Raw genomic sequence first — 12141 nt, 5'->3', positions numbered from 1 at the left:
GCACCTCATACAAGGTGCGACCGTATAATTCATCTAGCAAGTGATGGATTATATATTTCAATTCACGCACCTCATACAAGGTGCGACCATTATTAAGCCAATTGAACACATCTGTAATTTCTAAATTTCAATTCACGCACCTCATACAAGGTGCGACAAACCCATCAGTTAAAACAGTATTCATATCAGTTATTTCAATTCACGCACCTCATACAAGGTGCGACAATATCCTTCTTGATTTCCAGTCGTTGGAAGTTGTATTTCAATTCACGCACCTCATACAAGGTGCGACGAGTTGGTAGCTTTAGGATTCCAGCCTGATTCATGAATTTCAATTCACGCACCTCATACAAGGTGCGACTTGGTGACAGCATTAACACTTTTGAATGACTTTTATTTCAATTCACGCACCTCATACAAGGTGCGACGTCGTCAACTCCTGAAATAGCATTTCCTGTCCTATTTCAATTCACGCACCTCATACAAGGTGCGACTCACCGCTGTATCAATAGCCTGCCAAACGGATTATTTCAATTCACGCACCTCATACAAGGTGCGACTTGTACAACTGACTCATTAGGTTGTTACTGATTATTTCAATTCACGCACCTCATACAAGGTGCGACGGTCTACTTCTGGATTAACTGGTTCGTTTGTCATATTTCAATTCACGCACCTCATACAAGGTGCGACACCGACTTTACCAATCACGTTGAGGAAGTCTTTAATTTCAATTCACGCACCTCATACAAGGTGCGACTTGCACCGTCTGGCATTAAAACAACAGTATCATCAGATTTCAATTCACGCACCTCATACAAGGTGCGACGCTAGATGCGTTGGGTATCCTAGCTGTTACACAGATATTTCAATTCACGCACCTCATACAAGGTGCGACTTGGAGCAGGTGTACAAACAGTTGGGTCAATTACTATTTCAATTCACGCACCTCATACAAGGTGCGACCGCAATATATAGTGCTATACGTCTATAAAACACTACATATATGCGGCGGTACAGAAACATATGAAACAAAGAGTAGCTTTTAAGAAAATTGATCAAAATTATTGAATTTTATGGTGCGAATTAGCCAAAGAAAGTATGTGTACTTCGTATTCGCACTAATAGTCTAAATAATCAAAATTTCCAGTTCCCACTAATCCTAAATCTTTACTGTAGGCGTTATCAGCTGCTACATATATACCCTGCTCTGGATAAAATTGCACATCGCCTGTACTCAGCAATTGACCAAGCGCACTTCTAGAATTATTTGGATCACCAAATACTGAAACACAATATGGTTGAGCCTTCTTTAATAGTTTTGAAATGTTCTCAAATTTACTTTTTTCTGAAATTAACTCACTAACTAGACGAATACTTTCAGTGTTATATTGAACGATAACGTTTGTGGTTTCTGAGTCAATAACACGGAAATAATTTGCTACCGTATTCGGTGCCGTAGAGAATAAGGTAGGTGGTAGATTGCCGAATTTCTTTACATAGGCCTTAATACTTTCTTTTTTTGGATCTTTATCGAGATCACAAATTAGTGGATAAAGTGAAATCTCTGTTTTTGAAGTATTTACTGGATAGGGAAGCTCTGATCTTTTTTCAGCATATAATCTTGTAAAATAATCAGTAATGACTGAATCAGCCAATAAGTCCTGATTGTGATTTTTTTGAATTAGTGCATCTGTGATATCAGATTTGTCTTTCAATAATCGTAAAGGACCGCCGATATACTCAACATCTGTAGCCATTTTAACCACAAATGTTTTCCCAAGATCTACTTCATTATTTCGATTACAACGGCCGGCAGCTTGTACGATACTGTCAATTCCCGCGACAGACCGGATCACACATTCAAAGCTTAAATCGACACCGGCTTCAATTAAATTAGTCGCAAAAACAGCAACTTTATTGTTCTCGCTATTTTTTGTAGCGTCTAATTGTTTCTTTATTTCCTCAAACTTGTCCTGTCGATTCTTTGGACACATTGAAGTTGATAGGTGGAATTTTTTTAATCCCGGTTGTTCGGGCAATGCTTCATAGGCTGCTCGAACGACCTTTTTTGTATTTAAAATAACTAACACGCTATTTTGGTAATGCAACTGTTCCTCGGTTAATGAAATTAAATCACTAAGAGAATGGACTTTTAATTGTTGAGCTTCATTAAAAACTGGCTTAATTTCAACTCTTTTAAATGCATTCTGTGCGAACGAAAGATCAGGGACAATCTCTTTTGCAATCGATAGTCCATGAGGTAACTTTTCAAGGGCTGGTTGGGTGGCAGTGCATAACAAACTTGTCGTATTTTGCTGTTCTAGCCATTGAATCGCGTCGTTATTTAATTCGATACAGTTAAGGGGAAGTGTTTGAATCTCATCGAAAATAATCACCGAATTGATTAGTTGATGCATATGCCTAATGTTTTTGCTACCTCTGCCATATAGGGCATCTAGGTAAGCTACCTGTGATGTAATGATAATTGGTGAATCCCAGCTATCCCTTGCATAGTAGTAGGCAGGATCTTTCGGCTCATTCATGATAGTAGAATGATATTCCAAAATGTTTGCACTGTCGTTTGCGTTCCAGTTTAGACGTTTACGAATGGCATTTGCGTTTTGTTCGATAATTGTCGTATAAGGGACGACGTAAATAATCCGTTGAATGCCCTGTAATTTTGCTTTCCTTAGTGCAAATCTTAAACTAGAGAGCGTTTTACCACCACCAGTAGGAACGGAGAGGGAGTAAATTCCAGTAGCTTCACTTGCAGTTTGGTAACAAGCATCAGACATTTTTTGACGAAGTTGATTCAGCTTCTTAGTTCTTGGGTTAGAAACGGTTGAATTTTCTTTGATTTGAGTTTGAACGGCTTCCTCATTTATATCAAAATAATGCGAGAGGATGCTGGAAGATTGAACAGTCTGCTTATAGGTGTTGTTGCTTTCGAAATCGGCGGTATCAGTGTGATCAGCGTCAATAAGGGTACTTAAAACGTAGCGCAAGAAAAAAGCTTGCGTTTGAATAATTGTGTTTTCTAATGGTCTTATTTCATCAATTGCTGCTTGGTAATATTTTGAAAATTCAGACGTATCAAAATCAGAAAAAAAGCGTTCGGAAGCCTCAATCATTTGTGGACTATAAATTAAATCTGTATTAGATTTATTAATCCTTTTTGTAAAGGGTGAATCCAATACTTCGGGATTAATATAATCCAGAGCACCCTTAGAATTATGGTGTGCCATGACCACATTACCGACTAATTCAACTAATACTTCATCTAATTCACCAGGATTTTGGCTATAGTTGGCTAAGAAGATAGCACCTGCTGTTGCGTGGTCCACGGATCCTCTAATAGCACTTGGATCATTATCATGGGATTTGATGATGTAGTCCTGAAATGTGTCGCTATACTTTCCCATGTCATGGAGCCAACCCGCTAGGCCACAAACGTGGGCTAAACCAATCTCTTTTCCCCATTGATAACACATATCACGAACACTTAATAAGTGAGTAGATAATTCTTGAATTCGATCATCATCCTGACCTATATGCCCAATGTACATAGCTTAACCCCCCAAAAAAAATAGATTAATAACCGGCAATAATTTCGCGATGAATTCCTGTCATATCTGCCGGATCATCCACCTGAACGTCAACTTGATTAAATGAGGTTGCTTTTTCTGGATAAGAAACTTTAGTTAAGTCATGAATAATGTAAGGTGCGAGTTTGCCAAGTTTGGAATCATGTTCCCACCAAATTAATTTTAGAACAGCCATTGAACCTTCAGGACGCGCCGATGAGCTGTCGTTAACAAATAATGTTCTAAGCGCTTCTTTCAAAGCGGCTGCATCTTCGACCGTGAAGCCAGTCTTTTCAGCTTGTTCTACGTTGATACTTCCGTTGAACTTGTATGCACTAAAGGGGACAGTTGCTTTTGTTCCCATAGTGTCACTGCCTTTTCCTTCACCAGGCTCTAAGTTGATGGACTTAGTGATTTGTTCTTCTTTAATACTAATTGGTTTAACACTGTAAGCAGATTGAATGGTGACAGGCCCTCTAATTCCAATTGACACACCATCTAGGCCATCTTTCAACTTTTTACTTGCGCTAAATGGCATTACTTGTCCAAAGGCACGAACGTCTAGCCAACTCTCACAAGCGGCACTGTATAAATCATCTCGCCAATGGTTTACCTTTTCTTTTTGAGTAGCAATCGCAGTTTGGACCGATTCACTTTGTTTCACGCGGTCACGAATGTTCATGAATCCGTCAGTTACCCGTTCTTCCATCTGTACTAAAACGGATTTTCCCATGTCTTGCCAACGGTTTCTAATCTTACGCTTGATGGCTACATCGGTTATTTCACCAAATCCGTCCGCATTAATTCGTGGTCGATTACCATCTAATGGGTCCCCGTTAGGATTTGCATTTTTAACTCCAATTACAATAGAAAAGTCTATCTTGTGATCTAAAATTTTTGTACTCATTTATTCTTCCTCCTCGTTAGTTTGTTTATTTTTACGATGATTAAAAACATGTTGTGAAGCAAATCCGCTCAGGTAGAGTGGCGAGAGTGGATCGTCAGTCATTCCGTTATCGTTTAAGAGATCCATAATTTCTTTGAACTGTTCTTGATAGTAATATTGGCTGCCACCACTCAATTTCATTAAATATGAACGTACAATGCTTTGATAGATTCGTTGCCAAGTTGTGGCAGGTCGTTCATTGAAATTTGTCATGAAGCGCAAGGCTGTAGTTAAACGTGAACTAACATTTTTATTGGCTGCTTGTTGTTGGTAGAGTGCTGTACTTTCTGCATCATCCGCAAGTGCCAGCAGTCGTCCAAATAAATAGGATCGATCAAGGTTATCAGGGTTTAATGTCATATTTATTTTTCCTTTCCGTTGATTGTAGTTTAGAACTGCAACATAGTTATTGAGGTCATAGTACCATTGGCTAAGACTTTCATATCCTTGTGGCTTAATTAAGCGGGCCTGCAAGGTGGTTAATATATCATTTGGAACGTTGGCACCATTTATTATTGAAATTAATAATCGGCTAGTCGCACGTTTTTTGACAGTTTCATAGCGTTGTCCGCCACGTCCTGTTTGATAGGCACTTTTAAGAATTTGATTAATAGTGGGAGTATGAACAAATTGTTTTCCTTGTCCATTAAGGACGATTCCACAATTTTTTGCCCATTGTTCCACATGTGAACGAAATAATTTTGTATCCATAAAATTATAATAAACAGTCGCCATTCGTCCCGTTGTAGCAGCGTCTAGAAAGATGATATGAACGGGTTGTCCATACTGAATATCAGAGTTCATACCCAATAATCGTTCGTTATAGGCCTGTGCAATTTCTTTTCCTGTATCTCCAGAAGATTGAATTTCTGATAGCAGTTGTATTTGTTTTTGCCGCCAAGCTGGGATGCCAGATGTAAGTGATCTTGCAGTATCCGAGATTAAATCGTTACTATTTTCATCACTCCAAAAAAGGAAAACGCGACTATCACTTTTCAAGCCTTGACGTTGTATTAGCCATTTGAGTGAATGCATCATTTTTTGAGATTCTAAGTATCCCACACTATAAAAATCATCGTCCAAGAACATACCGCGATAAGTAAAGTTGCTGCCATCATTGGCGGAAATGAGTTTAGCGCCACTAGTTGCAGGGTTAATATTTCTTTCACTCAGCTTGGTGGTTGGACCTCGGTTACCCGTCAAGTAATCAATCATTGGCGCTTTTGATTTGCTTAAAAATTGTTCATAAAATGCAGTCCAGGATTTAAATAACTGTCGATCCTGCCAGACAGGAACAGGATTTTCATCATAAACATTGAATCGCACGAAAAGGTCACTGTCTTTTTTGCTGACATTTCCGTCTTCAAGTTCAATTACAGATGAACTTATTAAATCTTGGATAAGAGATTTCTTTTGCTGATACTGATAAATCGCTTTAATGCGTGAATTCGTGTATTCAGATTCCGACCAAGCTTTTAGCAAGTCAATATATTTTGGATAGTAAACACTGGCTTTCTTATCGTTGGATGCATAATCAGGATAGTCCCCAGCAACATACTTTACTTTGTCTTGTAGGGGATGTGCTTCCGGATTACTTGCTCTGTTTGCGGATTCAATAGTTGCTGGAATGACTGTCGTATTACCTTGCTTATCTAAAGTGTTTGCAGTTAGAAAGTTCCCTTGGTCATCAATCGTTACTTCAACTTGAATATTGACGGAAATATGTGAAGCGGGAAGTAATGTAAAATCATTTTGAAAATGATCCTGTTCGAATACGCCAATTTTGTCTTGATTATCATCGTAAACTTTTACTAAATCTTGAAAAATTGTCACTGATCATCATCCCCAATCATTTGCTGGTATAGATCATCTACAGACTCAAACAAATTTTGATCATGGCCACCTACTGCTTTAATTTCACGAATTGGTTGCACGATTCGACATTCTTCGGGTCGTTCAAAGTGAACCATGCCATGCACCATTGTGGGAGCAGTCATACGAACTGAAAACATTGGATCGCCAGTATCGCTAGGATAATTATAGCCATGGAACATCAAGCCAAAATATTGAGAAGGAACTTCATCATAGTACCCATCACCAGTTCCAAATACTTGAGGTTTAACATAACCTTGGCATTCTCGGGTACCTAAAAAGATATCGCGTCGACCGCCGGCTTTTAATGCTCGCTTGAAAATGGCGACATGCTTTTTCATATTTCTATCTGATGCTAAATCCTCTCGTTGAAGATTCCATTCGATATGGCAGCGGACCTGGTACCGAACCTTTGTCAGATAGGTGTAATAGGCAAGCGTATTGTGGTCGATTGCCAATCTTTTATCAAATGGACGCATTGCTTTAGATTCAACCTGAATCGGATTTAAAATTCTTAAGTCATCAATAACATAGGTAAATGTCGGTTTCCAGTAAATGCTTTCAGTTGTTCCTATTAAAGACTGATATGTGGGAATTTGAAAGCTCAGTTTCTCGCCCCCACGACTTAATGGGTCCGTGTAAAGGGCATTTGGTCCCCAAAATTCATACTCTAAATATTCTTTTGTCATAAAATTACTCCTCCTCTCATAATTGTTAAAAAATAAATTACTTACAGTCAATAACTAAAGATGAAATTAATAAACTTAACTAACCATAACTAATCATAGCACACTTTATGTTATTTAACAAAGGTCTTTTAATATGAAAGTATGTTATATAACATATTTAAAGAAGGAGCTTTTTGCTTGCTCCTTCTAAAGAAAGCTTTGAAATCAAGCTCTTTAAATATTTTTCAATTCGCATGGAAATACCATGATAGAATTATAATAGCACAATGTAGTCTCATACTTCGAATAAAGCAGGAGGATAAAGCTATGGACTATCCGCAAATACATGATGAACTCATCAAATTTCGAAATGACCGCGGTTGGCAAAAATACCACAACTTAAAAGATCTGGCACTTTCTCTAAACTTGGAAGCAAGTGAAGTCTTGGAGATTTTTCAGTGGAAGGATAATGACCACAAGTTGTCTGACAAGGAGCAGAAACATTTGGAGGATGAAATTGCGGATACTTTGATCTATGCATTTTACATGTGTGATAAATTAGGAGTAAATCCTTATGATATTATTCAGAGTAAGTTGAATGTAAATAATAATCGTAAATGGAACTTTAATGATACAAAATAGATTGTAGTTTTGCTTGGAGGGAAATAAATCTTGGATTTAAAATCGCCAATCGTTGAGGAAGTAAAATATAACGCGCATGCTATCCAATCTCTTGAAACTGCAGTTAAGGGTGACGAGAAAAAGAAAGAGCTTATTTTAGATTATCCAACAGACTACATCATTTATACCAAAAGGGATGTTAAAACCGATACGTATGAAGTATACGTTGGGGAAACGAATGATATCGGCCGAAGAACGTTACAACATTTAAACGAAGATCCAAAAGAGCGACCGGACTGGGATCGACTTTCAAAAAAAGACGACATTAGTATGCTGGTCATTGGTCATGAGCACTTTAACAAGTCATTGACACTTGATATTGAAAATAGATTAATGCTGTATTTAGGTAGTGTTGATTCAGTAAAGCAGCTTGATAATAGAAGAACAAATAGTCAAAGCAAGTATTTTACTAGTGATGAAATGGAACCATTATTTACTAAAATTTGGCGCAAACTTAGAGTTAAAAATAAAACGTTATTCCCTGTTGAACGCGTTATTCGTGATTCAGCGGTTTTTAAAGCATCTCCGTTTCATTCATTGACTAAGGATCAAGCATATGCAAGAGAATTAATTATGAACAAAGTCACTGATGCAATCGGATCCAACAAAATTGGACAAATGATTTTTGTTGAGGGTGAGGCCGGCTCAGGGAAAACGGTTTTGTTAAGTAGCCTATTTTATTTGTTGAGTAATATAGACGGAGAGCGACCGTTGGATAATTATTTGCTCGTAAATCACAATCAGCAGCTAACCGTTTATCAGCAGATAGCAAAGAAATTAGGTCTAGATAAAGAAAATCCAGATATTGTTAGTAAGCCCACTCGATTTATTAATAACCATAGTGAGGATGCCCCAGTAGATGTTGTATTAATAGATGAAGCGCATTTGCTATGGACTCAAGGTAAGCAATCATATCAAGGGAATAACCAACTTGAGGATATTTTAAAACGAGCAAGAGTAGTCATCGTTATTTTTGATAAACATCAAACATTAACAACTGAAGAATATTGGGAAGAGGCAGAAATTAACCAATTAAGGGAAAGTGCTAACAAACAAGGAAATTTAGTTCAACTAAAAAATCAGATGCGAATGGATGCAAGCGCTCAAACGATTAACTGGATTAAAGACTTCGTTTATGGTCGCAAACTGACCTTTTTGCCTAAAGATGATCGAGGATATGATTTAAGAGTAATGAAGTCACCCGAAGACTTGGAAAAAGAAATTAAGAAACACGCTGGTTCTGAAGAAAGCGATGAACATGGGCTTTCAAGAATGCTTGCAACCTTCGACTGGGAGTATATTGATAAGAAGAAGCCGAAAGACGGTGATGAGCATTGGGATGTTAAGATTGGCGAGTGGGAAAAGCCGTGGAACCTGCAAATAGAACCCGATAAAGAGCTTAAACTAAAAAATCGTGGGCTTTCATGGGCTGAACAACCGCAGACTATTAATGAAATAGGCTCTACTTATACAATTCAAGGATTTGATTTAAATTATAGCGGGGTTATCATTGGACCATCTGTTACATATCGCCATGGAAAAGTAGTGTTTAATCCAGATGCTAGTTTTAATAGCAAGGCAACGAGAAGAAGAACCCTGAAAGACAATTCCAAGGTAAGGGTTGCGGATCAATTGTTGGCCAATGAATTAAACGTTCTCCTGACAAGAGGTGTTCATGGACTTTATATTTATGCGGTGGATGAAGCGCTGCAACAAAAACTGATGGAAGTACAAAATGAAAGAAATATGAACTAAATTGATAAATAGGCCTTCACAGTTACCTAATCATCATTTCAGGTGTAACTGTGAAGGCCTTTTGACTGGATAAAAAACATCAATCATAGACAAATATAGATTATAATGGTGTAAATAATATTATGTAGGAGGTTTCTATGATGGCTGATAAGGATATTTATGTAGTTGGAGCAGCACTAATAAATGATGGGAAAATATTAGCTACAAAAAGAAATAATGATCGGATATTAGGAACGTTATGGGAATTTCCTGGAGGTAAAATAGAGAATGGGGAGATGCCCCAAGAGGCATTAAAACGTGAAATTGAAGAGGAATTTAATGATGAAATTATAGTCGGTTCAAAGATTACGGAGTCAGAACATAGGTATGATTTTGGAACAATTCACTTAGCTGTGTATTATGCAAAATTTCTAACTGAGAATAGGGATTTAGTTGCTCATAGTAAAGTTAGTTGGGTAGAACCAAACAAATTAACAGACTTAAAATGGGCAGATGCAGATATAAAAGCCATGCAGATAATTAGCCAAGCCAAAATAAAGGAGGTGCAATTTTAATTGGACGATAAAATTGAAAGTAAAATTGAAGAATCAGTTTTAGCTGGATATGTTGATCGAAACAAATATGCGTTAACTGAGGAATTTCGTTCTCAACTCATCAATAATCGCCCAAATGATAATATGTATTTTCATATTAATGATGAATTAGATCATTGTAGTGGATTTACTTTTGCCGTGGCATTTGTTTCGGAAAATATATTAACGCCCTTAAAGGCAAAGATTGCGGATATTTCTAAGAAAGGCGTTAAGGGACGAATACTTACATCAAATTATTTAAACTTTAATCAGCCAAAGGCGTTTAGAGAACTATTAAAGTTACCTAATGTTGAAGTCCGAGTGCTCGAGAAAAATGGTTTTCATGCAAAAGGATACATGTTTGAGCATGGTAAAGAAAACTATCAGTCTGTTATTATTGGTAGCTCAAATTTAACTCGTAATGCGTTAATTCAAAATTACGAATGGAATCTTCGATTTTCCTCATTTGAAAATAGTGATGTTACTAATCAAATTTGTTCAGAAATGGATGAAACGTGGGGACAAGCTATAGAGTTAACAGATGAATGGATTGATAATTATGAAATTACTTATAATCAATCAAAACCGGAAGAGAAATCCCCTAACGAGTTAAATGAAACTAAATACATTTTTCATACAATTGTTCCAAATGTTATGCAAAATGAAGCACTAAAATCTTTAAAAGCCGAAAGGTTATCGGGAGCACAAAGGGCACTTATCGTTTCTGCAACTGGGACAGGAAAGACATTTTTAGGAGCTTTTGATGTTAAACAGTTCGAGCCTAAGCGATTCTTATTTGTTGTACACAGAGAACAAATTTTGAAAAAGTCGTTAGAAAGTTTTTACAAAGTAATCGGGGGTAATCGAAAAGATTATGGGTTATTTACTGGTAATCGTACCGATAGCAGGGCAAAATACTTATTTGCATCGATTCAAACATTGTCTAAACCAGAAAACTATGAACTATTTGACCCTAAAGACTTTGATTACATATTAATAGACGAGGTTCATAGAGCAGGCGCCAAATCATATCAAAATTTGATTAATTACTTTAAGCCTAATTTCTTATTGGGGATGACGGCTACGCCAGAAAGAACCGATGGCTACAATTTGTATGAATTATTTGATTATAATATTGCGTATGAGATACGGTTAAAAGCGGCACTGGAAGAAAATATGCTTTGTCCATTTCACTATATTGGTGTTACAGATTATGAAGTTGATGGCGTTCAAACTTCAGACTTAAGTGATTTAAAGTGGTTAGCTTCTGATGAGCGTGTTGCATATATTCTTAAACAGGTAGACTACTTCGGTTATTCGGGAGAAAAAGTCCATGGCTTAATTTTTTGTAGTAGTGTAAAAGAAGCACAGGCACTAGCAGAAAATTTTACTAAGAAAAATCATAGGGCCGTTGCTTTATCAGGAAGCACCTCGCAAATGGATAGGGACAGTGCGGTTAAGCAATTGGAATCAGGCGAAATTGAATACATAATTACCGTTGATATATTTAATGAAGGAATTGATATCCCCTGTGTCAATCAGGTTGTGCTATTAAGAAATACGCAATCAAGTATCGTGTTTATACAACAGTTAGGGCGTGGCTTAAGAAAAGCGCCTGATAAAGACTTCGTAAACGTAATTGATTTTATTGGGGACTATAAAAACAATTATTTAATTCCGATCGCTTTAACGGGTGATAAAACGCGTAGTAAGAATAAGGCGCGTGATACCTTAACGACTCAACAACTCATTGGGGTTTCTACTATTAGTTTTAGTAAAATTGTCAAGGAACGAATTTATGAAGCAATCAATACCACAAACCTAACTGCACAAAAAGAATTGGTTGAGGACTATAAGTCGCTGAAGTTTAAGATTGGGAGATCGCCACTTTTATCCGATTTTCAAAAATGGGGTTCCGTTGATCCGATGGTGTTTGCTAATAAATTTAATAATTATAATCATTTCCTAAAAAAAGTTGAAGAAAATAGAAGTCTGTCAGAAAGTGAAGATAAAGTACTAACATTTGTGACTAAAGAGTGAGAGTGTCAAATTTTATGTGT

At 37.0% G+C, this 12141-nt stretch carries 8 protein-coding genes and 1 CRISPR repeat array; of the genes, 4 read left to right on the top strand and 4 right to left on the bottom strand.

The window, feature by feature from the left end:
- Positions 1–54 precede the first annotated feature (54 nt).
- Positions 55–966: direct repeats of the CRISPR family, unit length 33 nt; unit sequence ATTTCAATTCACGCACCTCATACAAGGTGCGAC.
- A gap of 155 nt (positions 967–1121) precedes the next feature.
- From FD44_RS08640 to cas5c, 4 genes are read right to left on the bottom strand one after another with little or no spacing between them, the layout of a single operon-like run.
- Positions 1122–3569 (bottom strand): CRISPR-associated helicase/endonuclease Cas3, encoded by a 2448-nt coding sequence (locus FD44_RS08640; RefSeq protein ID WP_010619184.1) that lies wholly within the window; start codon positions 3567–3569, stop codon positions 1122–1124.
- 25 nt (positions 3570–3594) lie between these two features.
- Entirely contained in the window at positions 3595–4494 is a 900-nt protein-coding gene (gene cas7c / locus FD44_RS08635; RefSeq protein ID WP_010619185.1) for a type I-C CRISPR-associated protein Cas7/Csd2, read from the bottom strand.
- Entirely contained in the window at positions 4495–6366 is a 1872-nt protein-coding gene (gene cas8c, locus FD44_RS08630) for a type I-C CRISPR-associated protein Cas8c/Csd1 (protein WP_010619186.1), read from the bottom strand.
- The gene (gene cas5c, locus FD44_RS08625; protein WP_010619187.1) at positions 6363–7094 is read right to left on the bottom strand and encodes a type I-C CRISPR-associated protein Cas5c; all 732 of its coding nucleotides are present in this window, start codon (positions 7092–7094) and stop codon (positions 6363–6365) included. The genes cas8c and cas5c overlap by 4 nt, the downstream gene beginning before the upstream one ends.
- 306 nt (positions 7095–7400) lie before the next feature.
- Between cas5c and FD44_RS08620 the strand changes: the two genes are divergently transcribed.
- The 4 genes from FD44_RS08620 to FD44_RS08605 all read left to right on the top strand — a co-directional run bounded on the left by FD44_RS08620 (position 7401) and on the right by FD44_RS08605 (position 12121).
- The gene (locus FD44_RS08620; protein ID WP_029327491.1) at positions 7401–7715 is read left to right on the top strand and encodes a nucleotide pyrophosphohydrolase; all 315 of its coding nucleotides are present in this window, start codon (positions 7401–7403) and stop codon (positions 7713–7715) included.
- A 30-nt stretch (positions 7716–7745) separates the two neighbouring features.
- Complete coding sequence (locus FD44_RS08615; protein ID WP_010619189.1) at positions 7746–9509, top strand: DUF2075 domain-containing protein; 1764 nt, start codon at positions 7746–7748, stop codon at positions 9507–9509.
- A 140-nt stretch (positions 9510–9649) separates the two neighbouring features.
- Entirely contained in the window at positions 9650–10063 is a 414-nt protein-coding gene (locus FD44_RS08610; RefSeq protein ID WP_010619190.1) for a (deoxy)nucleoside triphosphate pyrophosphohydrolase, read from the top strand.
- On the top strand, positions 10064–12121 hold the full coding sequence (locus FD44_RS08605; protein ID WP_010619191.1) for a DEAD/DEAH box helicase family protein: 2058 nt from the start codon (positions 10064–10066) through the stop codon (positions 12119–12121).
- Positions 12122–12141 lie beyond the last annotated feature (20 nt).

This window comes from Secundilactobacillus malefermentans DSM 5705 = KCTC 3548, assembly GCF_001436395.1.
Classification (GTDB): Bacteria; Bacillota; Bacilli; order Lactobacillales; family Lactobacillaceae; genus Secundilactobacillus; species Secundilactobacillus malefermentans.
The sequence above is the reverse complement of the archived record's forward strand: the minus strand, read 5'-3'. Positions and strand labels throughout refer to the sequence as shown.